At 70.3% G+C, this 22,782-nt stretch carries 21 protein-coding genes; 14 read left to right on the forward strand and 7 right to left on the reverse strand.

The genetic code is table 11. The annotated features are described in order from the left end of the window. Position 1 precedes the first annotated feature (1 nt). Entirely contained in the window at positions 2–1,255 is a 1,254-nt protein-coding gene (locus A5730_RS23425; protein ID WP_231994785.1) for an alpha-amylase family glycosyl hydrolase, read from the forward strand. Here A5730_RS23425 and A5730_RS23430 read toward each other — a convergent pair. Further along, a complete protein-coding gene (locus A5730_RS23430; protein WP_067905798.1) occupies positions 1,241–1,678 on the reverse strand; it encodes a DUF1810 domain-containing protein in 438 nt (145 codons plus the stop codon). The genes A5730_RS23425 and A5730_RS23430 overlap by 15 nt on opposite strands. A gap of 18 nt (positions 1,679–1,696) precedes the next feature. On the opposite strand from A5730_RS23430, the gene A5730_RS23435 reads away from it, so the two are divergent. The 8 genes from A5730_RS23435 to A5730_RS23470 all read left to right on the forward strand — a co-directional run bounded on the left by A5730_RS23435 (position 1,697) and on the right by A5730_RS23470 (position 8,845). Further along, entirely contained in the window at positions 1,697–2,941 is a 1,245-nt protein-coding gene (locus tag A5730_RS23435; RefSeq protein ID WP_067905800.1) for an alpha-hydroxy acid oxidase, read from the forward strand. Positions 2,942–3,118: 177 nt separating this feature from the next. Continuing rightward, positions 3,119–5,440 carry an endopeptidase La gene (gene lon, locus A5730_RS23440; protein WP_067905802.1) on the forward strand — a complete coding sequence of 774 codons (2,322 nt, stop codon included), beginning with the start codon at positions 3,119–3,121 and terminating at the stop codon, positions 5,438–5,440. A 66-nt stretch (positions 5,441–5,506) separates the two neighbouring features. Continuing rightward, complete coding sequence (locus tag A5730_RS23445) at positions 5,507–5,995, forward strand: hypothetical protein (protein ID WP_067905804.1); 489 nt, start codon at positions 5,507–5,509, stop codon at positions 5,993–5,995. A 149-nt stretch (positions 5,996–6,144) separates the two neighbouring features. Next, complete coding sequence (locus A5730_RS25285) at positions 6,145–6,630, forward strand: hypothetical protein (RefSeq protein WP_067905806.1); 486 nt, start codon at positions 6,145–6,147, stop codon at positions 6,628–6,630. 92 nt (positions 6,631–6,722) lie between these two features. After that, on the forward strand, positions 6,723–7,100 hold the full coding sequence (locus tag A5730_RS23455) for a nitroreductase family deazaflavin-dependent oxidoreductase (protein ID WP_067821216.1): 378 nt from the start codon (positions 6,723–6,725) through the stop codon (positions 7,098–7,100). Positions 7,101–7,111: 11 nt separating this feature from the next. Continuing rightward, positions 7,112–7,444, forward strand: a complete 333-nt coding sequence (locus tag A5730_RS23460; RefSeq protein WP_067905808.1) for a TfoX/Sxy family protein — start codon at positions 7,112–7,114, stop codon at positions 7,442–7,444. A gap of 43 nt (positions 7,445–7,487) precedes the next feature. Then, a complete protein-coding gene (locus A5730_RS23465; RefSeq protein ID WP_067905810.1) occupies positions 7,488–8,123 on the forward strand; it encodes an endonuclease in 636 nt (211 codons plus the stop codon). Next, positions 8,120–8,845, forward strand: a complete 726-nt coding sequence (locus A5730_RS23470) for a DUF72 domain-containing protein (RefSeq protein ID WP_067905812.1) — start codon at positions 8,120–8,122, stop codon at positions 8,843–8,845. Before A5730_RS23465 ends, A5730_RS23470 begins: the two co-directional genes overlap by 4 nt. Here the strand turns inward: A5730_RS23470 and A5730_RS23475 are convergent. The 3 genes from A5730_RS23475 to A5730_RS23485 form a co-directional block, all read right to left on the reverse strand. Then, the gene (locus A5730_RS23475) at positions 8,842–10,953 is read right to left on the reverse strand and encodes an NAD-dependent epimerase/dehydratase family protein (protein ID WP_067905814.1); all 2,112 of its coding nucleotides are present in this window, start codon (positions 10,951–10,953) and stop codon (positions 8,842–8,844) included. The genes A5730_RS23470 and A5730_RS23475 overlap by 4 nt on opposite strands. A gap of 109 nt (positions 10,954–11,062) precedes the next feature. After that, the gene (locus A5730_RS23480; protein WP_067905816.1) at positions 11,063–12,547 is read right to left on the reverse strand and encodes an acetyl-CoA acetyltransferase; all 1,485 of its coding nucleotides are present in this window, start codon (positions 12,545–12,547) and stop codon (positions 11,063–11,065) included. 58 nt (positions 12,548–12,605) lie between these two features. Beyond that, positions 12,606–14,999, reverse strand: a complete 2,394-nt coding sequence (locus tag A5730_RS23485; RefSeq protein WP_369829911.1) for a CaiB/BaiF CoA transferase family protein — start codon at positions 14,997–14,999, stop codon at positions 12,606–12,608. Between the two features lie 121 nt (positions 15,000–15,120). Between A5730_RS23485 and A5730_RS23490 the strand changes: the two genes are divergently transcribed. After that, the gene (locus A5730_RS23490; RefSeq protein ID WP_067905820.1) at positions 15,121–16,029 is read left to right on the forward strand and encodes an undecaprenyl-diphosphate phosphatase; all 909 of its coding nucleotides are present in this window, start codon (positions 15,121–15,123) and stop codon (positions 16,027–16,029) included. Positions 16,030–16,145: 116 nt separating this feature from the next. Next, positions 16,146–16,643: a DUF427 domain-containing protein gene (locus tag A5730_RS23495; protein WP_067905822.1), complete on the forward strand. Its 498-nt coding sequence runs from the start codon at positions 16,146–16,148 to the stop codon at positions 16,641–16,643. A gap of 7 nt (positions 16,644–16,650) precedes the next feature. Here A5730_RS23495 and A5730_RS23500 read toward each other — a convergent pair whose 3' ends face one another. Further along, positions 16,651–17,151, reverse strand: coding sequence for an N-acetyltransferase (locus tag A5730_RS23500; protein WP_067905825.1), 501 nt, complete (start codon positions 17,149–17,151; stop codon positions 16,651–16,653). Between the two features lie 102 nt (positions 17,152–17,253). Here A5730_RS23500 and A5730_RS23505 point away from each other — a divergent pair, with 102 nt between their 5' ends. The 3 genes from A5730_RS23505 to A5730_RS23515 all read left to right on the forward strand — a co-directional run bounded on the left by A5730_RS23505 (position 17,254) and on the right by A5730_RS23515 (position 21,396). Next, positions 17,254–18,102, forward strand: coding sequence for an SDR family oxidoreductase (locus A5730_RS23505; RefSeq protein WP_067905827.1), 849 nt, complete (start codon positions 17,254–17,256; stop codon positions 18,100–18,102). 76 nt (positions 18,103–18,178) lie between these two features. Next, on the forward strand, positions 18,179–20,548 hold the full coding sequence (locus A5730_RS23510) for a phosphoketolase (RefSeq protein ID WP_067905829.1): 2,370 nt from the start codon (positions 18,179–18,181) through the stop codon (positions 20,546–20,548). A gap of 110 nt (positions 20,549–20,658) precedes the next feature. Continuing rightward, positions 20,659–21,396: a CPBP family intramembrane glutamic endopeptidase gene (locus A5730_RS23515; protein ID WP_067905831.1), complete on the forward strand. Its 738-nt coding sequence runs from the start codon at positions 20,659–20,661 to the stop codon at positions 21,394–21,396. A gap of 6 nt (positions 21,397–21,402) precedes the next feature. Here A5730_RS23515 and A5730_RS23520 read toward each other — a convergent pair whose 3' ends face one another. Then, positions 21,403–22,431, reverse strand: a complete 1,029-nt coding sequence (locus A5730_RS23520) for a zinc-binding alcohol dehydrogenase family protein (protein ID WP_067905833.1) — start codon at positions 22,429–22,431, stop codon at positions 21,403–21,405. Between the two features lie 48 nt (positions 22,432–22,479). After that, positions 22,480–22,779 (reverse strand): GlsB/YeaQ/YmgE family stress response membrane protein, encoded by a 300-nt coding sequence (locus A5730_RS23525; RefSeq protein WP_055403625.1) that lies wholly within the window; start codon positions 22,777–22,779, stop codon positions 22,480–22,482. Between the last annotated feature and the right edge of the window lie 3 nt (positions 22,780–22,782).

Here is a 22,782-nt window from a genome sequence, read left to right on the forward strand (position 1 = left end):
GGTGGGGGGGGGCGCTGTCGCGGGGGGGGGGTGGCGCCCCCCCGCCCGCGGGCGCCCCGCCCCCCCCCCGGGGCCCCCCGCGGGGGGGGGGGGGCCCCTCGACTGGTTCGACCACGCGATCGCGCTGGGCGCTTCGGGCATTGCGCTGGGGCCGATATTCGCCTCGCGCACACATGGTTACGACACCACCGACCACTACCGCATCGACCCCCGGCTCGGTGACGACGCCGATTTCGACCACCTCGTCGCCGAGGCTCACCGCCGCGGCCTGCGCATCCTGCTCGACGGCGTGTTCAACCACGTCGGGGTGGACTTCCCCCGCTACCGCGACGAGGCCCCGGGTTGGTTCAGCGGCGGGACGTTCGAGGGCCACTCCGAGCTGATCACGCTCAACCACGACAACCCCGAGGTCGCCGACTACACCGTGGAGGTAATGGCGCACTGGCTGGGCCGCGGCGCCGACGGCTGGCGCCTGGACGCGGCTTACACGGTGCCCGAACGCTTTTGGGCGTCCACGCTGCCGCGGGTGCGGGAGCGGTTCCCGGACTCCTGGTTCGTCGGCGAGCTCATTCACGGCGACTACGCCGCGGTGGTGCGCGCCGCCACGTTCGACTCGGCCACCCAGTACGAGCTGTGGAAGGCGATCTGGAGCAGCCTCAACGACGGCAACTTCTTCGAGCTGGACTGGGCGCTGCAGCGGCACGCCGAGTTTCTCACCGGCTTCGCGCCCCTCACCTTCATCGGCAACCACGACGTCACCCGCATCGCCAGCCGGCTCGAACGCCCCGAGCACGTGGCGCACGCGCTGGTGATCCTGCTGACCGTCGGTGGCGTGCCCAGCGTGTACGCGGGCGACGAGTTGGGATTCCGCGGGGTCAAGGAGGAGCGCTACGGCGGCGACGACGCGGTGCGGCCCGAATTCGCCTCTCCCCCATTGCAATTAGATGACTTCGGGGCCCAAATGTGGGCCCTGCACCAATTCCTCGTCGGATTACGTCGCCGCCACCCGTGGTTGCACCGGGCGACGACGAGCGCGCTGCGGCTGGAAAACCGGCACTACGTCTACGAGACCCGCAACGGCGACGACGCGCTGCTGGTCGCGCTCAACATCGGCGATGAGCCGATGCGGTTGGCGCTGCCGGAGCTGGGCGCGGGACACCGGCGGGTCATCGGCGGGTCCGCCGCCCCACCGCAGGAGGTCCTCGACGCGGTGGTGGTCGAGCCGCACGGCTGGCGGATTCTAGGCCCGGCCTAGCCGCGCCAGCGTCAGCTCATCCTGCTGCCCGCCGTAATACTTCTCGAGCAGCGCGACGAACTCCTCGTTCTCGTCGGTCGCCAGGGCGAACAGCGTCATCGACGAACGCAGCTTGAGGTCGTCCGGCGAGCCGAAGATCTCGCCGGCCGAGCGGCCGCGCACCTGGTTGACCAGTCGGGCGCACTCGCGCAATCGCGGCCCGAGCAACTCGTGGGCCAGGTAGGCCCGCGCCTCGTCGAGCGACGAGATGCCGTAGTGCACCGCGGTCGGGCTGCCGCCCAGGCCGCGCAATTGCGGGAAGACGAACCACATCCAGTGGCTGCGTTTTCGGCCGGCGCGCAGCTCGTCCACCACGGTGCGGTACACCGGGGCCTGCGCGTCGACGAAGCGCTCCAGGTCGAAGGGGTCGCTGCGCGCCTCCATGTGACTACGGTTGCACATATGCCGGTCCGACGACGAGTGCCCAGGGTGCGCGATCTGGCGCCGCTGATCCAGTTCAAGCGACCGCAGTTCGACGCCACCAGGCGCCGCCTCGACGCCGCGTACACGATCGAAGACCTGCGGCGGATCGCCAAACGGCGCACTCCCAAGGCGGCGTTCGACTACACCGACGGCGCGGCCGAGGACGAGATCTCCCTCTCGCGCGCTCGACAAGCCTTCCGCGACATCGAGTTTCACCCGACGATCCTGCGTGACGTCACCAACGTCACCGCCGGCTGGAACGTGCTGGGTCAACCCGTCGTCCTGCCGTTCGCGATCGCGCCCACCGGCTTCACCCGGTTGATGCACACCGAGGGCGAGATCGCCGGCGCGGGGGCGGCGGCCCGGGCCGGCATCCCGTTCTCGCTGTCCACGCTCGGCACCTGCTCGATCGAGGACCTGGCCACCGCTGTTCCCCAGGGCAGGAAGTGGTTTCAGCTCTACATGTGGCGCGACCGGGAACGCTCGATGGCGCTGGTGCGCCGCGCGGCCGACGCGGGTTTCGACACCCTGCTGGCCACCGTCGACGTCCCGGTGTCCGGGGCCCGGCTGCGGGACAACCGCAACGGGATGACGATCCCGCCGACGCTGACGCTGCGCACCGTCCTGGATGCCGTGCCGCACCCGAAGTGGTGGTTCGACCTGTTGACCACCGAGCCGTTGGCGTTCGCGTCGCTGGACCGCTGGCCCGGGACCGTCTCGGAGTATCTGTCCACCATGTTCGACCCGAGCCTCACCTTCGACGACCTGGAGTGGATCAAGGCCCAGTGGCCGGGCAAGTTGGTGGTCAAGGGCATCCAGACGCTCGAGGACGCCCGCGCGGTCGTCGAGCGCGGCGTCGACGGCGTCGTGTTGTCGAATCACGGCGGACGGCAACTGGATCGCGCCCCGGTGCCCTTCCACCTGTTGCCCGTGGTCGCCCGCGAGCTGGGCAAGGACACCGAGATCCTGGTGGACACCGGCATCATGTCCGGCGCCGACATCGTGGCGGCGATCGCCCTTGGCGCGCGGTGCACGCTCGTCGGGCGGGCCTACCTGTACGGGCTGATGGCCGGCGGCCAGCCCGGCGTCACCCGCGCCATCGAGATCCTGGCCGACGGCGTGATCCGGACAATGCGGCTGCTGGGCGTCACCTGCCTCGAAGAGCTTTCGCCCAGCCACGTGACGCAGCTGCGGCGGCTGGGGCCGGCTTCGCCGCCAGTGTGAGGCGGGCCGCACGCTGGCGATGGAGTGTGGCGGTGGCCGTCCACGCCGAGTGTGCGGCTCGCCGCACATTCGCCCTCGACTGTGCGGCTGGCCGCACGCTCGGCGGGAGGAAGCGTCCCGGGAACAAACCGGCGCCGGGCTGGGTTGAGCGCATCAGACTCAGTTTTTGGAGGATTGATGGCTGAAGCCAAATCGGTGCCGGTGCTGTTTGTCACCGACACCATCGTGTTGCCCGGAATGGTCGTTCCGATCGCTCTCGACGACGCCGCTCGGGCGGCGATCGACGCCGCCCAGGCGAGCGAGTCGGGGCAGCTGCTGATCGCGCCCCGGCTCGACGACCGCTACCCTTCGCACGGCGTGATCGCCAAGATCTTGCAGGTCGGACGCATCGCCGGCGGCGGCACCGCGGCCGTCGTGCGCGGTGAGCGCCGGGCGCAGATCGGGACGGGAGCCTCCGGGCCCGGTGCGGCGCTGTGGGTCGAGGTGACCGAGGTCCCCGACGTCGAAACGACCGACGAGGTCAAGGCGCTGACCGCCGAGTACAGGAAGCTGCTGCTGGCCATGCTGCAACGGCGCGAGGCCTGGGAAATCGTCGACTACGTCAACAGGCTGACCGACCCGTCGGCCCTGGCCGACACCTCGGGGTATGCGTCGTACCTATCCAGCGAGCAGAAGCGGCAGCTGGTCGAGACCGTCGACGTCGCCGAACGGTTGCGCGTGCTGATCGACTGGACCAGTTCGCACCTCGCCGAGGTCGAGGTCAACGACAAGATCGCCGAGGACGTGCGCGAGGGCATGGAGAAGACGCAGAAGGAGTTCCTGCTGCGCCAACAACTGGCCGCCATTCGGAAGGAACTCGGCGAGGGCGAGCCCGACGGATCCGACGAATACCGGGCCCGCGTGGAGGCCGCCGACCTGCCCGAGAAGGTGCGCGAGGCCGCGCTGCGCGAGGTCGGCAAGCTGGAACGCTCCAGCGACCAGAGCCCGGAAAGCGGCTGGATCCGCACCTGGCTGGACACCGTCCTCGACCTGCCCTGGAACGTTCGGACCGAGGACTCGACGGACCTGAAGGCCGCGCGCGGCGTCCTGGACGCCGACCACCACGGGCTGGACGACGTCAAGGACCGCATCGTCGAATACCTGGCCGTGCGGGCCCGCCGCGCCCAGCGGGGGCTGGAGGTGGTCGGCGGCCGCGGTTCGGGCGCGGTGATGGTGCTGGCCGGTCCCCCCGGCGTCGGCAAGACGTCGCTCGGTGAGAGCGTCGCCCGGGCGCTGGGCCGCAAGTTCGTGCGCGTCGCCCTGGGCGGTGTGCGCGACGAGGCCGAGATCCGCGGGCACCGGCGCACCTATGTGGGCGCGTTGCCCGGCCGGATCGTGCGCGCCATCGGTGAGGCGGGAACGATGAATCCCGTTGTGCTGCTGGACGAAATCGACAAGGTCGGTTCTGACTACCGGGGCGACCCGAGCGCCGCGCTGCTGGAGGTCCTCGACCCGGCGCAGAACCACACGTTCCGCGATCACTACCTGGACTTGGACCTGGACCTGTCGGACGTGGTGTTCCTGGCCACCGCCAACGTGATCGAGAACATCCCGTCGGCACTGCTGGACCGCATGGAGCTGGTGGCTATCGACGGCTACACCGAGGACGACAAGGTTGCGATCGCGCGGGACTACCTGCTGCCCCGGCAGCGGGAGCGGGCGGCGCTGACCGAGGACGAGGTCACGCTGACCGACGCCGCGCTGCGCAAGATCGCCGCCGACTACACCCGGGAACCCGGTGTGCGCCAGTTCGAGCGGTTGCTGGCCAAGGCGCTGCGCAAGGTCACCACCAAGTTGGCGGACGATTCCGAGCCGATCACCATCGACGAGCCGGATCTGGTTGAGTACCTTGGCCGCCCGCGGTTCACGCCGGAATCGGCCGAACGCACGGCGGTGCCGGGCGTGGCCACCGGCCTGGCCGTCACCGGCCTGGGCGGCGACGTCCTCTACATCGAGGCCGGCTCAACCGAGGGCGAACCCGGTCTGCAGCTGACCGGTCAGCTGGGTGACGTCATGAAGGAGTCGGCGCAGATCGCGCTGTCCTACGTGCGCTCCCACGCCGCGGAGTTGGGTGTCGATCCGAAGGCCCTCGACCGGCGCATCCACGTCCACGTGCCCGCCGGCGCGGTGCCCAAGGACGGCCCGTCGGCCGGTGTCACCATGGTGACCGCCCTGGTGTCGATGGCCACCGGACGCCAGGTGCGCTCCGACGTCGGCATGACCGGCGAGGTCACGCTGAACGGTCGGGTGTTGCCGATCGGCGGCGTCAAGCAGAAACTGCTCGCCGCGCAAAGAGCTGGCCTGTCAACGGTTTTCATCCCGGCGCGCAACGAGCCCGACCTGGATGATGTGCCCGCCGAGGTGTTCGACGCGCTGGACGTCAAGCCGATGACCGACGTCGCCGACATCGTCGCGCAGGCTCTCGAACCGGTGGTCGAAACCGCCACGGTCGCTGCCTGACGTGAGCCTGGCCGGGGTGCGCAGCAAACTCGCTCGCATCCCGGCCGAGCGCGTTAAGGTCCGTGGATGGCCGTGATCCTGCGCAGATTGCTCCGCATTGGCAAGCTTCCCGCCGACATCCGGGCGGAGGTGGAACCGGAGGGCATCATCCTGCTCGCCGAGTACGTCCCCGCCACTTTCCGGTTCAGCGGCTCGGTGCCGGGATTCGTCGCCAAGGGAAACATCCGCAGCTATGTCGGCTCCCTGGTGCTCACGTCCCAGCGGGTGCTCGGCACGCTCTCGACGGTGCCCAAGCTCGCGGGACGGGCCATCGACCAGCGCTGGGATGCGCCGCAGGAGGGCCCCGTGCAAGCCGAGCTGTCGCCGACCGGGCTTGTGCTCACCGCCGACGTCGGCCACATCGATCCCGCGTTCTCCGGACGCCTGGCACTGCACTACAAGACGGCGATACCGGAACCCGTGCTGACCACCATTCCGCGCAGGTCACTGGCGTTCTCGGTCCCGCGCGAATGGGTGTTGCGTGCCGTCGGCGTGCCGGCCCCGCGGCCTGCGTAGGCCGGAAGAAGGTTTCCGGCATCCATTGCTCGGGTATCTGGGGGTTGGAGGTTCGACTGCCCGATGAGGGCGGTGGGGTGAGCGAATCGCCAAGTCAACCGCTTGAGCTGCACCAAGCAGCCCAAACTGCTCGACAAGGGGGTTCACTGATGAATCTGAGCAAAATCGCAGCCGGCACACTCATGGCCGGAACCATCACGTCCGCGGCGTTCGGAATCGGCGCCGGTATCGCGCAGGCCAGCCCGAACGGCCCGAACGTGCCGAACCCGAACATCCCGGGTCCGAACGTGCCGGGAGGCGACCGGGACGACCTGCCTGGCCAGCACGTGCCGGGTCAGCCGATCTGTAACCCGGGTGCGCCGGGCGTCAACTGCAACGCGCCGGGCAGCCCGCTTCCGCCGGGACACGACGGCTTCCCGCCGCCGGGGCACTACAACGACCCGGGTCGCTACGGCCTGCCGGCCACGTGGGTGCCGCCGGTGGGTGACCCGGACGGAACCCAGCTTCCGGTCGTGTTCAACCCGGATCTGGGCCAGTGGGGCGTCCAGACGTCTACCGGATTCCAGGCGTACACCCCCGTCGGCGGGGCGAACGCCGGCGGCGGCGTCAGCGGCGGGATCAACCCCGGGACCTAGAGAACGGCACAACGAGGCAGCCGCCCCCTTGCGGGGGCGGCTGTTTCATTTGCACGGTGACACGGCCCGCGGGCGCGGCGTTGAATGGACCCGTGACACTCAAACGCCAAGTGGTCCACCGCGTGCAGCGGCTGCTCGTCAATCCGGTGGGCCGGCAGATGCCCGGAATCAGCCTGGAAACCACCGGCCGCAAGAGCGGCAAGCCGCGGCGCACCGCCGTCGGCGGGCGGCTGGTCGGCAATCAGTTCTGGATGGTCTCCGAGCATGGTGAACACTCCGACTACGTCCGCAACATCAAGGCCAATCCCGCCGTCCGGGTGCGCATCGGTGGCCAATGGCGCAGCGGCACTGCGCATCTGCTGCCCGACGACGACCCGCTGCAGCGGCTCGGTAACCTGCCGCGGCTCAACAGCGCGGTGGTGCGCCTGATGGGCAGCGACCTGCTGACCATCCGGGTGGACCTGGACTGACGCGCCCGCCCATGGCCTACGACGAAAGCCTGGCGGAGGAAATCCGCGAGCTTGTCGCCGCCGAACGCGGCATCGAAGAGAAACGCATGTTCGGCGGCCTCGCCTTCCTGATCAACGGCAACATGTCCGTGGCCGTCAGCGGCCAGGGCGGCCTGCTGGTCCGGGTGCCGCGGGACGATTTCGACAAAGTGGTGCAGCGCGCCCACGTCAGCCCGATGGTGATGGCGGGCCGCGACGTCCGTGGCTGGGTGCGGGTGGAGCCCGCCGGGGTGCGGACCAAACGGCAGCTGCAGGGCTGGGTGTCGCGCGGGGTCGGCTACGCGCGCAGCCTGCCGCCCAAGTGACCGGCGCCGTTTGCTGGGGCCTGGCGCGGGTACGTCATCGGGTATGCCCGAACGTGCGCGACTGGTGCGACGGCTGCTCGAGGTTGCCGGAACCACCTATTCCGCCGAGGCGCGAATCAGGCTCGGCGACAAGCCGATGCCGCTGTTTCAGCTGCTGGTCGTTTGCATGCTGGCCAGCAGGCAGATCGATGCGGGCATCGCCATGGCCGCCGGCGGGGAACTCTTCAAGGCGGGCCTGCGCACACCCCGGGCGGTGCTGGGCTCGGACCGGCGGAGGATGATCGACGCCTTCGGACGCGCCCACTACGTGCGCTACGACGAAAGCTCGGCCACCCGGCTCACCGACATGGCCGAACGGGTGCGCGACGAATACGGCGGCGATTTGCGGCAACTCGCCGATCGCAGCCGGCACGACGTCGCCGCCGCGAAGCGTTTGCTCAAGGGCTTCAAGGGAATTGGCGACACCGGCGCCGACATCTACCTGCGCGAGGTGCAGGACGTGTGGACCTGGGTGCGGCCGTACTTCGACGACCGGGCCACCGCGGCGGCCAGGCAATTGGGTTTGCCCGCGCAACCGGCAAAGCTGGGAGCCCTTGCGCCGCAGGCCAATGCGCGACTGGCTGCGGCGCTGATCAGGGTCTCGCTGGACGACGACGTGCGCCGGCAGGTGACCGGTTGACCGTACGGATCGGTACCTCGGGATGGTCCTACAACCACTGGGCGGACGTCCTTTACCCGCCCGGCCTGCCCGTGGCGCGCCGGTTGGCCCGCTACGTGGAGGTATTCGACACCGTCGAGCTGAACGCGAGTTTCTATCGCTGGCCGAAGGATTCGACGTTCGCGGGCTGGCGCGACCGACTCCCGGACGGCTTCAAGATGTCGGTCAAGGCCCATCGAGGGCTGACTCACTACCGCCGTCTGGCCTCGCCCGAGCCGTGGATCGAGCGCTTCGTGCGCTGTTGGGACTTGCTGGGTGATCGCCGCGGGGTGCTGCTGGTGCAGCTGCATCCCGAGCAGCAGCGCGACGACGCGCGCCTGGACGTTTTTCTGGCCGGCGTGCCGGAGTCGATCCGGGTGGCCATGGAGCTGCGTCACCCGTCCTGGAACGACGCGGGCGTCTTCGAGTTGCTGGAACGCCGGCGCGCCGCGTACGTGGTGATGAGCGGCGCCGGGTTGGCGTGCGTGCCGCGGGCCACCACCGACCTGGTGTACGTCCGCATGCACGGCCCGGATCAGGACGCGATCTACGCCGGCTCCTATTCGAACGACGAGCTGCGGCGCTGGGCCGACCGGATCGCCGCCTGGAGTGACGACGGCAAAGACGTGTGGATGTATTTCAACAACGACCTGGGCGGCCACGCGGTGCGCAACGCGCTGTACCTACGCGAACTCCTCGGTTAATCGGGGGCCTGCTCGACGGGAGCCCACGTCCCGTCGATGACGTCGGGCGGGCGCTGCACCTGCAACCGTTCCCGTTCGGCGCGGCGGCGTTTGATCCGCAGCCGGGCGTCCGTCGGCATGGTGACCAGCTCGTCACAGGTCAGGTAGTAGACGTCCTCCACCACGTCGATCAGGTCGGCGGCCACTCGGCGGGATCCCAGCTCCCGCAACGTCATCCGCAGTTGATGAGTGAACCGCAGCGTGGTGTCGTGGGCGAGTTCGCGCGAGTCGCGGGCATTGGTGGTCAGCCGCCGGGCCAGCGTCGCCGACGGCGGTTCGGTCGATGCGGCGGCGGACACCGCGGCGGCCCCCGCGGCCGTCAACAGCAGCGCCGGGTCGTCGGCGTAGGTGCGGCTGGCCAGCTCGGCTTCCCCGGGCCCGCGATGCGCCAGCCGGGCGACGGCGGCGTCCACCGCCGCGGCGGTGGCCGGAGACAGCGCGCGGATGCTGTCGAGGTTGCCCTCCTGGGCCAGCGCGCACAGCGGCGGGTCGGCCCGCAGCACCGCCGCCAGCTGGTCGGTCTCGGCCGGGACGCGCGTGCTTTCCATGATCATGTCCACCCCGGGAACACCGCGCGCCTCCTTGCTGCGCTCCAGCGCCGCCGCGGTGACGCCGGTGTCGATCAGCCACAGCGCGGTGAGGATCCAGCCTTGATGAATCCGGTCCCGCAGCAGGCGAATTCGGACTTCCAGGCCGGCGTCGGGCAGCGACGCAAGCTGTGTGGCGTCGAGCTGTTCGGCGTCGGCGGCGGCGCTGTAGGCCCCCGTGTCGGACTTCAGGTGGCGCAGCAGCGCCAGCGATCGCCCCGCGACGACGGCCTTGGCGATGTACCCGAGGGCGCCGCCCGCCAGCGCGGGCTCACCGAACGGCAGGGGGTCTCCGACGTGCGGCCGGCCCACCAGCGCGTTACGGGCGACCGCCTCCTGGTCCCAGCCGGGCAGCTGAGCCGCGGCGACCATGTTGACCGACACTCCGACGTAGGCCCGGTGACCGAACACCGCGATGGCCCTGTTGCCCCACTCGTCGCCCGTCACGCCGCCCAGGGCCAGCACGTGGCTCAGCACCCCATTCGCCGCGCGCAATCCGCTCAACTGCACGTCCAGCGTGATGGGGGTCAGCGGCCCGGGCAGCGCCTCGGCGAGGTTGGCCGCGCTGAAAATGGGAAAGCGCGGATCGATCCGGTCGTCGAATTCGCCCTCGACGCCCTCGGGTGCCGCGCTGTGCTCCTCCGCCGAAGGTGGCAAACGGGGGGCGATCTCGACCGGGATCGCCAGTTGGCGCCCGTGGCCGGTGGCGCCCGCGGGGCCGATCTGTCGGCCGACCAGGCCGCGAGCGGTGTCGGCCACGGCCTCGAGTGCCTGCCAGCCGAACTCGAACGACCAATCCTCTTGCGCCGCAGCGATATCCATGTCCGGAATGAGCCGTGCCCAGCTGCGCACCCGATTCAGCCGGGACCGTGGATCGGCGGACCGCAGCATCCGCCACGCGGTGATCATGTTGACCGTGTCCGGGGAGGCGAGGTCGACCACACCGGTGCGGTCGGAGTCCAGCGACGAGACCAGGAAGCGCACCAAATCGTCGATGTGCAGCACGCGCATCGGTTGCGCCGACACCTTCGTGCGCAGCAGCGTGGCCACGGTGCGGCACACCATCCAGTCGAGCTGGCGCCCGACCGCCGGGGCGATGCGGACGACCAAGCTGGGCCCCCAACTGGTGGACACGAGCTCCTCGGCGGGCCGGTACAGCTCGGGCTGCCCGGCGGCCTGGGACACGAACAGCAGCCGGTCGCCGGCCCGGGCGGCCACATCGGTGACATGGGCGAGCAGGTCGATGTCGGCGCTGCCGGGTGCGGTGGTGTCGATCGGGGCCAGGTGGATGACCGCGTCGGCTTCCTCGGCCAGCTCCCGCAAGACCGGGTGCCGCAGCGGTGCGCAAACAAACTCGACGTTGCCGTCCAGGAACGGGTGGGGACGCTCAGCAATGCCGGTCACCGTGTGCCCGGCAGCGATCAGCTGCCGTGCGACCAGCCGCCCGAGCGCGCCGGTGGCGTCGGTAACCAGGATCTGCACCTGGGCTCACCTCCCCCGACCTCAAGCTAAACAATAGGCAAGACGGCATGACCTAGCGACCGTTATCGGGCAAACGGCGCCCCGAGCAGGCGGGATCGCTGCGGCCGGGTTACTGCAGCGTGGCGCTGCCGTCGTCGGCGACGGCAACCTTGGCGCCGCCGATGTCTTCGCGCACGGTGGCCTGCGCCTGCGCGGCGTCGCTGATCACGGCGAGGGTGCGCGACCCGTCCGGCGTGCGCACGGCCAGATACGCCTTCTCGGGTCGGCCGTCGCGGTCGAACGGAGTGGTCCAGGCTTCCACCGTGCCGACGCCCTCCCAGTCCACCAAGCCGTCCCGGGTGGGCTCGCGGTCCACCGCCGGTTGCACGTCTTCCCAACGGAATTCGGCGGGCGGCTCCGTGCCGTACACGCCGAAGCTGTGCTTGGTCAGGTAGCCGCCGTTGGCCGTGATCAGGCCGCGGCGCCCGGGGTGGGCGGCCAGCAACTCCGCCATGGTGGCGATGGAGTGCATCACGTAGTTGCTCCAGGGGCCGCCTGCGAACGTCAGCCCCCCGGTGACCGTGAGCGGGCGGGCCGGATCGTCGGCCGGCAGGCCCAGTTCGGCGGCGGCCACCTGAACGGCCGATGGAAAGCACGAGTAGAGGTCGACGTGGTCGATCTCGTCGATGCCCAGGCCGGCGAGTTCCAGCGCCCGGCGGCCGGCGATCCGGATCGCCGGCGAACGGTGCAACTCGTCGCGCTCCGCGATGGCCGAGGTGTCGTGCGCGTCGGTGCCCGCGTGGGGGTAGACCCAGCGGTCGGCCGGAATCCCCAGGCGCCGAGCCTGTTCCACCGACGCCAGGACCAGCGCGGCGCCCTGGTCGACCATGTTGTTGGAATTCATCAGCTTGGTATACGGCCAGCTGATCATCCGGTTCTGCGGCCCGGGCTCGCAGATTTCCTCGGCGGTCACCGGCTTGCGGATCCACGCGTACGGGTTGTCGACCGCGACGGCGTTGAAACGGGCCCACAGTTCGCCGATGCGCCGCCGGTGGTCGTCGACCGACTCGCCGCCGGCGATCCGCAGCGCCTGCTCGAACAGCGGGTAGACGTAGGCCGGCCGGTCCAGCCGGATCCTGATCTCCGCATCCCCGGCCATCGGCACGTCGTCGCCGCTCACCTCGGCCATGGGGACGGAGTCGTCCTGGACGGTCCACTCGAGTTTGGCGCCCTTGGCCCGCAGGCCCCGGCGGGTGCGCCAGGTCTCGGCGCCGGCGAGCAGCACCACCTGCGCCCGGCCCCGCTGGATGTCCAGGCATGCCTGGTTGACCAGCGACTGCGGCACGTTGCCGCCGACGGGGCTGTACAGCGTGCTGAAGTCGGTGGCGCCGATCCGCTGGCCGAGCAGCAGCCCCGGATCGCGGTAGTGCGCCGACAGGATATTCACCACACGGATGGAGTCCACGGCCTCGATCACCCGCGCATCGGCGGCCTGCCGGGCCGCGGCCACCATCAGATCCACCGGTTCGACGGACCGCTGCCCGGGGTCGATCTCATCGCGGTGGTTGACCTGGCCATACCCGATCAGCACCGGTGTCCTGGGGTCCACCGTCATACGAACGAACTTAGCGTGGCTATCGGTCCCGGCTACCGCGGGCCGGATCGGGCGCGGGTCAGGGCGGCCCGAACAGCACGCCCTCGCCGACGAGCCGGTCGATTTCCTGCGGGCCCATGCCGAGCAGCCTTCGGCAGATCTCGCCGGTGTCCTGGCCCGGCACGGGTGCCGGGCGCTGCGGCGCGCGCGGGATGTGCTGGAAGGGCGCCGGGCCCGTCTCCGCCGGCAGCGTGCGTTCGACGAGCGGATGCGTCATCTGGGCATACAGCTTCCGCTCGACCAGCTGCGGGTCCTCCAGGATGTCGGGCGGGCGGTTCATCGGTCCGGCCGCGACCCCGGAGGACTGCAGCAGTTGGGCGGCCCGTTCCGGGGTGCGGGTCCGGGTCCAGGCCGACACCAGCTCCACCAGCTCGCGCCGGTTCGCCAGCCGCGCCTCGCCGGTGCCGAAGCGCGGGTCGTCGGCCCACTCGGGGTGGTGGAAAACGCTTGCCGCGCACCGCCATTCCTCGTCCGAGCCGATCGAGATGACGCACCATTCGTCGTCGCCGGCACACGGATAGACGGCGTGCAGGCTGGTGTCGTCGGCGATCCTCGGGACGCCCGCGGCCTGCGCGGCCTGGGTGACGTACAGGGTGTCGAGCTGGTTGACCACGGCCTCGGCCTGCGAGATGTGCACGTGCGACCCGCCGCCCGTCCGGTGCCGGTGGATCAGCGCGGCCAACGCCGCGATGGCGGTGATCCGCCCGACCACGTGGTCGGGAAAGATCGTCGTCGCGTCGTAGAAGACGTGCCGCGCAGCCCCATCGTGGTTGTCCGGATCGTCGGTCGTCCACAGCCGGGTGACGCCGGTCGCCGCGCGGACCAGCGGACCGTATCCCAGGCGGGTGCTCCACGGGCCCGCCTCGCCGTAGGCGCTGCTCTCGGCCAGCACGATCCGCGGGTTCAGGCCGCGCAGTGTGTCGTAGGAAAAGCCAAGCGCGGCAAGCGTTCCCGGCTTGAAGTTGGCGAAGACGGCGTCGGACTCGGCGGCCAGCCGGGCGAAGATGTCCTTGCCGGCCGGGCTGCGCAGGTCCAGGCCCATCGCCAGGTGGTTGCGGTGTGTCCAGGCAAACGACTCGCTCATCGCCTCGCCGACGCGGGCCTGCCGAAGCCCGTCGGGGTACTGCGCGCTCTCGATCTTGATCACCTCGGCGCCCAGGTCGCCGAACAGCCGGCTCAACTCGCCGCCGGCGACGATGATGCCCAGATCCAGGATGCGAAGGCCCGCAAAGGGATACTCGCCGACCCGGCCGGAGGGTGAGGACACCACCGCCGGGTTCCCGCGCCAGCCCGGCCCGTCCCGCCCGGCGGCCGGGGCCGGGCTGCCGAAGCCCGCGTGTCGCCCGTCGACGACGAAATATCCGGTCGGCACGCTGACCCGGACGCCCGGGACGAGTTCGGCGTCGGTGATGGCGCCGACGGCCGCGAAGTGCTCGGAGCTCATCGCCCACGACGGCGTGAGCACCGCGGCGATGGGAACGCCGTGGGCCTGCCCCGCGGTGACCAGATCCTTCATGGTCTGCCCGGCAAACAGCGCCTGGACCAACTCGCTGATCTGTGGCCACGCGGCGAAGCGCGCGCCGATCACGTCGTATTTCGGGTCCTGGAAATCCTCCGGCTCGCCCAGCCAGCGCCGCAGTCCCCGCCACTGACGAGGCGCCATCACGCACAGCCGGACGTAACCGTCCTGACACGCATAGATGGGGTAGGCGTCCTGGTTCTTCGGGCGGCCCCGCCACTGGCCGGTGCGGCGAATGCCGGCGGCGACCTGTCCGTGGGCGCCGAACGCCGGGTCGAGCGCCATGACCACGGCGTCGAATCGCGAGAAGTCGATGTATTCGCCGGTGCCGCAACGCAATCGGTTGTAGTAGGCGACCAGGGTTGCCCAGGCCGCCTGGACGGCGGCCGTGGCCGACGCGATCCCGTCCGGCGGCAGCACCGGCGTCCCGGTGGTGGGACCCGACCGCGACAGCGAGCCACCCATCGCGTACAGCACCGGATCGGTGGCCCGCCACAGCGAGCGCGGCCCCGTCGCGCCGAAATCGGTGATCGACAGCACCACGAGGTGGGGGTGCTGGGCGGCCAGCTCCTCGACCGAGGTCCCGAACGTGGGGGCCTCCCCGTAGAAGCCGTCGTCCACCACGATGTCGGCCTGCGCCGCGAGGTCGAGGAACACGTCGCAGTCGTCCTCGTCGAACGGGTCCAGCACCACGCTGCGCTTGTTCGCGTTGTGGACGGCGAACGGGATGCTGGCGCCGGCGATCGTGGGCGGGGCATCGCGGGCCGGGCTGCCGGTCGGGGGTTCGACCTTGAGCACGTCGGCGCCCAGGTCGGCGAACAGGCGCGTCACCGCGTCGCCGTTGCCGCTCGACAGGTCGAGGACGCGCACGGCGTCGAGCAACCCGTCAGCCATCAGCACACCGTACCCGCAGGTGCGGGGCCCGGCCGGTCGACTGTTGGACGCCGGCCAAAAAGCCAACTGGGCAAGCTGATTGGGTGGCCGAGCCGGCCGTCGGCTATCGTCGGCACCCGACATGAGCGCGCACTTGACCTACATCGAGGCCGTGGTGGTCGGCGCTTTCCAGGGCGTCACCGAGCTCTTCCCCGTTTCCAGCCTCGGCCACGCGGTGTTGGTGCCCGCGGTCGTCGGCGGGCGCTGGGCCCAGGACCTGAACGTCTCCGCCCCCGACTCGCCCTACCTCGCGTTCATCGTCGGCCTGCACGTGGCCACCGCGGCCGCATTGCTGGTCTTCTTCTGGCGGGACTGGCTGCGCATCGTGGCCGGGTTCGCGTCGTCGCTGCGGTATCGCCGCATCCAGACGCTCGACGAGCGGCTGGCCTGGCTCATCGTGGGGGGCACCATCCCGGTGGGACTGGCCGGGCTGCTGCTGGAACGCACCTTCCGGACCACGCTCGGCAAGCCCATCCCGGCGGCGGTTTTCCTGCTGCTCAACGGCATCGTCCTGTACGCGGGAGAGGTGCTGCGTCGGCGCGTCTCCCCCGACGACGCGCCGGTCGCCGAACACCCCGAGCACACCGGTGAGGCCGTCGACAATCGGCTGGCCCAGCTGCCCCTGCGCCGTGGTGTGCTGATCGGCGCCGCGCAGATCCTGGCGCTGTTCCCCGGGATCAGCCGCTCGGGCATCACCATGGTGGCCGGGCTGTGGCGCGGCTTGTCCCACGAGGACGCCGCCCGGTTCTCCTTCCTGTTGGCGACGCCGATCATCCTGGCCGCCGGGGTGTACAAGATCCCCGAACTGTTCGGGCCGCACGCCGCCGGGATCGGCGGTCAGGTGCTCGCCGGCAGCATCGCCTCGTTCGTGTGCGCCTACCTGGCCGTGCGGTTCCTGACGCGGTACTTCCAGACCCGCACGCTGACCCCGTTCGCCGTCTACTGTGCGCTGGCGGGCGGCGCGAGCCTGGTGTGGCTCGCCATCAGCTGACCCCTACCCAATTCGGGCTGTGCGCCAAGGCTATTTGGATGGCTTCGGCGCACCGGGTCGCGACACCGTAGCCTGGCCCAAGGCAGCAGATAACCCGATGAGTCGAGGCAACGCACATGAGCGGCTCCAAATCTGAACGCGTCGAACCGAAACAGGAGTCGGTGTGGGACTATCCGCGCCCACCCAGTGTCGAGCCGTTCACCGGGCGCATCACCGTCGAGTTGGGGGGTGCAGTCGTCGCTTGCACCCCTCGGGCCTGGCGGGTGCTCGAGACGAGTCATCCGCCGACCTATTACCTCCCCCGCGAAGCGTTTGCCGAAGGGGCCCTGCGTCAGACGTCGGGCAGCTCCTGGTGCGAATGGAAAGGCCGGGCAACCTATTACGACCTGCTCGCGGGCGGCGTCGTCGCCCCGAAATCCGCCTGGAGCTATCTGCGGCCCACGCCGGGTTTCGAAGTTATCACCGGTGCGGTCGCGGTGATGGCCGCCGAAGTCGACCGCTGCACGGTGAACGGCGAGGTCGTCGTTCCCCAACCCGACGGCTTCTACGGCGGCTGGATCACCAGCTGGGTGACCGGTCCGTTCAAAGGCGTGCCCGGCTCGACGGGGTGGTGAGGTGCCGCTACACGTGCGCTAGCCGGTAACGCACCAGTCGCGCCGTCCCCTTGCCGAAAGCCGTTGTGCGGCAGGCCCCGTCGGGTCGCCAGCCGTCGCGCTCGTAGAAGCGCCGTGCGCTTGCGTTCGCGTCCAGCACCCACAGCACGGCATCCGTCACGCCAACCGCCCGCAACCGGCCCCGGGCGGCCCTCATGAGTGAGCTGCCCACGCCCGAGCCCACGCATGCCGGGTCGACGTACAGCGCCATCAGCTCGCCGAGGTTCGGCAGGTCACTGAGGCCCGTGGTGGCGAAGCCGCGCACCGCGGGACCGTCGAGGGCGACCAACGTCGACGGCATCCGCAACCCCACCCGACCGAAGGTGTATTGGTCGACCAACGCCTCGGGGGTGAGCCCGTCCAGGTAGTCCTGGTCGATGAGCCCGCGGTACGCCGACCGCCACGCCCGCGCGTGCAGGCGGGCCACCGCGTAGGCGTCCGCCGGGACCGCCACCCGCACCTCGGTCATCGTTGCAGTATTCGGCCACCCCGGTTATTGCGCAGCCCCACGCCGAGTGTTGTGCTTACCGGATCGCGTGGTTGACACCCGTCAAGAATCCGGAGGGCAGGAATGGCTGATACGGCGTCCGTTGGGCTGAAGGTCCGCGGCAAGGTCGTGGTGATCACCGGGGGCGCCCGCGGAATCGGTCTGGCCACCGCGACCGCCCTGCACAAGCTGGGCGCCAAGGTGGCGATCGGTGACGTCGACGAGGTAACGGTGAAGGAATCGGGCGCCGGGCTGGACCTGGATGTGTACGGCAAACTCGACGTCACCGACCCGCACTCGTTCTCGGAGTTCCTGGACGACGTCGAGCGCCAGCTCGGTCCGATCGACGTCCTGGTCAACAATGCCGGCATCATGCCGCTCGGGCGGATCGTCGACGAGCCGGACGCCGTCACCCGGCGCGTCCTCGACATCAATGTCTACGGCGTCATCCTGGGCAGCAAGCTGGCCGCCCAGCGGATGGTCGCCCGCGGGTCCGGCCACGTCATCAACATCGCCTCGCTGGCCGGGGAGACGTACATCCCCGGGGCGGCCACCTACTGCGCCAGCAAGCACGCGGTGATCGGGTTCACCGACTCCGCCCGGATCGAATACCGCCGGGCGGGAGTGAAGTTCTCGGTCGTCATGCCGACCTTCGTCAACACCGAACTCATCGCGGGCACCTCGGGCGCCAAGGGGATCCGCAACGCCGAGCCGTCCGACATCGCCGACGCGATCGTCAAACTGGTGGCGCACCCCCGGCCGCGCGTGCGGGTCACGAAGACGGCCGGCGCGATCATCGCGTCGCAGAAGTTCATGCCGCGCGCCGTGTCCGAGGGCCTGAATCGGGCGCTGGGCGGCGAGCACGTCTTCACCGATGACGTGGATGCCGAGAAGCGCCGGGCCTACGAGGCGCGGGCGCGGGGCGAAGAGTAGTCGGCGATCGCGGCGGGGCCGGGCGAAGCACCACCGCGTCGAGCGCCGTTCACCGTCGGCGCGGACAATCGGGCGGGTGAGCCTAGATACCCAGACAACCGCTCCCCTTGCCGACGACGAACTCGACCTGATCAACGCCTACTGGCGCGCCGCCAACTATGTGTCGGTCGGGCAGATCTACCTGCTGGACAACCCGCTGCTGACCGAACCGCTGTCGCCCGAGCACGTCAAACCGCGGCTGCTGGGACACTGGGGCACCACCCCGGCGCTGAACCTGATCTACGCGCATCTCAACCGCATCATCCGCGACCGCGACGCCAACGTCATCTACGTCACCGGGCCCGGCCACGGCGGCCCCGCGCTGGTGGCCAACGCCTATCTCGAGGGCACCTACAGCGAGGTCTACACCGGCATCGAGGAGGACGCCGAAGGCCTGCGAAAGCTGTTCCGGCAGTTCTCCTTTCCCGGCGGCATCCCCAGCCACGTCGCCGCCCAGACCCCCGGCTCGATTCACGAGGGCGGCGAACTGGGCTACGCGCTGGTGCATGCGTACGGCGCGGCCTTCGACAACCCGGAGCTGGTGGTGGCGTGCGTGGTCGGCGACGGCGAGGCCGAAACCGGGCCGCTGGCGACCAGCTGGCACTCCAACAAGTTCCTCAACCCGGCCACCGACGGCGCGGTGCTGCCGATCCTGCAGCTCAACGGCTACAAGATCGCCAACCCGACCGTGCTGGCGCGCATCCCGCACGACGAACTCGAGGCGCTGCTGCGCGGCTATGGCTACCGGCCCATCACGGTCGCCGGTGACGATCCGGCGAATGTGCACCAGCAGCTGGCCGCCGCGTTCGACGACGCCTTCGACGAGATCGCGGCGATCCAGCGCGCCGCCCGCAGCGGCAACGCTACGCAGCGGCCCGTGTGGCCGATGATCGTGCTGCGCACCCCCAAGGGCTGGACCGGTCCAAAGGTGGTGGACGGCAAGAAGGTCGAGGGCACCTGGCGAGCGCATCAGGTTCCGCTCGCCGAGACGCACGACAATCCCCAGCACCGCGCGCAGCTCGAGGAGTGGCTGCGCAGCTATGCGCCCCAGGAGCTTTTCGACGGTGACGGGGCGCTGCGCCCCGAGCTGCGCGCGCTGGCGCCGCGCGGTGACCGCCGGATGAGCGCCAACCCGCACGCCAACGGCGGCCTGCTGCTGCACGACCTCGACCTGCCGGACTTCCGCGACTACGCGGTCGAGGTGACGCGGCCCGCCGCCCAGACGCACGAGGCGACGCGGGTGCTGGGCACCTTCCTGCGAGATGTCATCGGCCGCAACAGGGATCGGTTCCGCCTGATGGGCCCCGACGAGACCGCCTCCAACCGGCTGGACGCCGTCTACGGGTCGACGGCCAAGGTGTGGCTCTCGGAGCTGAGTCCCGACGACGAAAACCTCGCCGCCGACGGCCGGGTGATGGAGGTGCTCTCGGAGCACCTGTGCCAGGGCTGGCTCGAGGGCTACCTCCTGACCGGGCGGCACGGCCTGTTCAACTGCTACGAGGCGTTCGTGCACATCGTCGACTCGATGCTCAACCAGCACGCCAAGTGGCTGGCCACCAGCCGGGACCTGCCGTGGCGGCGGCCGATCGCGTCGCTGAACTACCTGCTGTCCTCGCACGTGTGGCGCCAGGACCACAACGGCGCGTCGCACCAGGACCCCGGCTTCATCGACCTGGTCGCCAACAAGCGGGCGGAGATCACCCGGGTGTACCTGCCGCCGGACGGCAACACGCTGCTGTCGGTGGCCGACCACTGCCTGCGCAGCCGCGACTACATCAACGTCATCGTGGCCGGCAAGCAGCCCGCGCTGGCCTATCTGGACATGGAGCAGGCCATCGCACACTGCGCCCGCGGCCTGGGCATCTGGGCGTGGGCGAGCACCGCCACCGCCGAACCCGACGTGGTGCTGGCGTGCGCCGGGGACGTCCCGACGCTGGAGACCCTGGCCGCCGCGGACATCCTGCGGCGCGAACTGCCGGAGCTGGCGGTCCGGGTGGTCAACGTCGTCGATTTGATGCGGCTGCAGCCGGAGTCCGAGCATCCGCACGGCCTGCCCGACCGGGAGTTCGACGCGCTGTTCACCCGCGACAAGCCGGTCATTTTCGCCTATCACGGCTACCCGTGGCTGATCCACCGGCTCACCTACCGCCGCACAAATCACCCGCACATCCACGTGCGCGGGTTCAAGGAGCGCGGGACGACGACCACGCCGTTCGACATGGTGATGCTCAACGATTTGGACCGCTTCCATCTGGTGATGGATGTCATCGACCGGGTCGACGGGCTGGCCAGCCGGGCCGCGGTGCTGCGCCAGCGCATGGTCGACGCCCGGCTCGCCGCACGGGTCTACACCCGCGAGCACGGCGAGGACGACCCGCAGATCGCCGGCTGGACCTGGGAGGCTTGACGCTTGACGCCGAGATTGCCGTGGTGGCTGCGGTTGCCGCGCGAACCACGACCGTGGCGGCAATCTCGCTGAACCCGGGGGTGCGCCCGGCGCCCGGGTAAACTGGCCCAATGCCCGACGCGACCGCTGCCCCTCAGCCCCCGGCGGCGCACCGGCTCCGGATCCATCTGGACATCGCCGTCGTCGTGGCCGTGCTGGTGCTCACGAACCTGATCGCGCACTTCACCACGCCGTGGGCCAGCGTCGCCACCGTGCCCGTGGCCGCCGTCGGGCTCGCGATGTTGATGCGGGCCCGGGGCCTGGACTGGGCCGACCTCGGCCTCGGACGCGCCCACTGGAAGTCCGGGTTCGGTTACGCGCTGGCCGCCGTCGCGGTCGTGGCGGCGGTGATCGCCGTCGGGGTGCTGCTGCCCATGACGCGCCCGATGTTCATGAACCACCGCTACGCCACGGTCTCCGGCGCGTTGATCGCCTCGATGGTCGTCATCCCGCTGCAGACCGTGATTCCCGAGGAGCTGGCCTTCCGCGGGGTGTTGCACGGCGCGCTGCACCGGGCCTGGGGCTTTCGCGGGGTCGCGCTGGCCGGCTCGCTGCTGTTCGGCCTGTGGCACGTCGCCACGTCGCTGGGGCTGACCAGTAGCAACGTCGGCTTCACCCGGCTGCTGGGCGGCGGGTTCCTCGGGATGGTCGCCGGCGTGGTGGGCGCGGTGTTCGCCACCGGCGCCGCCGGCTTCGTCTTCAGCTGGCTACGCCGCCGCAGCGGCAGCCTGATCGCGCCGATCGCGCTGCACTGGTCGCTGAACGGGCTCGGGGCGCTGGCCGCCGCGCTGGTGTGGCACCTGACTTAGGGCCGGTCAGACCAGCAGCACCGCAGCCCCGGCGATGCGTCCGGCGCTGAGATCCGCCAACGCCCGATCCGCCTGGGCCAGCGGGTATTCCGGGGTGGTCACCTCGATGTGGTGCGTGCCGGCGAAGTCCAGGAACGCGCGCGCGTCGGCCCGGGTGTTCGACGTGACCGAGCGGACCTGGCGTTCCTGGAACAGGTGGCGCTGGTAGTTGAGCACCGGAATGTCGGACAGGTGGATGCCGGCGATCGCCAGGGTGCCGCCGCGGTCCAACGCCTCCAGCGCGGGCAGCACCAGGTCGCCGACGGGGGCGAACAGGATCGCCGCGTCCAGCGGCACCGGCGGCGGGTCGGCCGCGCCCTGCGCCGACGCCGCGCCGAGCTGCATCGCCAGCTCCCGCGCCTCGGCGCCCCGGGTCATCACGTGCACCTCGGCGCCCTGCGCCAGCGCGACCTGCGCCGTGATGTGCGCGCTGCCACCAAAGCCGTAGAGCCCGAGCCGGCCGCCCGGCGGCAGCTCGGCCCGCAGCAGGGAGCGGTAACCGATGATCCCGGCGCACAGCAGCGGCGCCAGCTCGCTGTCGGTGTAACCGTCCGGCAGGGGGTGCGCGAAAGCGGCCGGGACCGTGGCGAACTCGGCGTAGCCGCCGTCGGCGTCCCAGCCGGTGTAGCGGGACTGGGGGCAGAGATTCTCGTCGCCGCGGCGGCAGTACTGGCACACGCCGCAGGTGTGGCGCAGCCAGGCGATGCCCACCCGGTCGCCGACCCGGAACTCCCCGCCGGCCTCGGTGCCGACCTCGACGACCTCCCCCACCACCTCGTGGCCGGGCGTGACCCGCTCGCGGTGCACGGGCAGGTCGCCCTCGGTGACGTGCAGGTCGGTGCGGCACACGCCGCAGGCCCGGACGGCGACCAGCAACTCCGACGGCCCGGGGCGCGGCACTTCGCTGGTGACCGGCTCGAGCGGGTCGGTATCCATCGGGCCGGGCCGACGCACCCGCCACGCGCGCATGGTCGCGGTGGTTAGCGGTGACACCATCCGTCAATCATGCCGTCAACCACCGCGGCCGCAACGCGGTAACCGCAATCAGGTGCGTCGCACCATGCCGACGATCCACAACAGGATCAGCGACCCCAGCAGCGCGGTGAAGAAGGTGAAGATGAGGCCGCCACCCGCGGTGTTGACGAAGAAGCTCAGGATGAAGCCGCCGATCAGCGCGCCGATGATGCCGATGACGATGTCCATCAGGATGCCGGCGCCGCTGCCCCGGATGATTTTGCTGGCGAGCGCACCCGCCAAACCGCCGATGATGATGTAACCGATGAGGCCGACGCTAGTGAATGTCGTTGAGCGGGCCAGGTATTCGGTAGCTGCCATGACGTCCATGCG

The organism is Mycobacterium sp. ACS4054 (assembly GCF_001667275.1).
In the GTDB taxonomy this organism is placed as follows: Bacteria; Actinomycetota; Actinomycetes; order Mycobacteriales; family Mycobacteriaceae; genus Mycobacterium.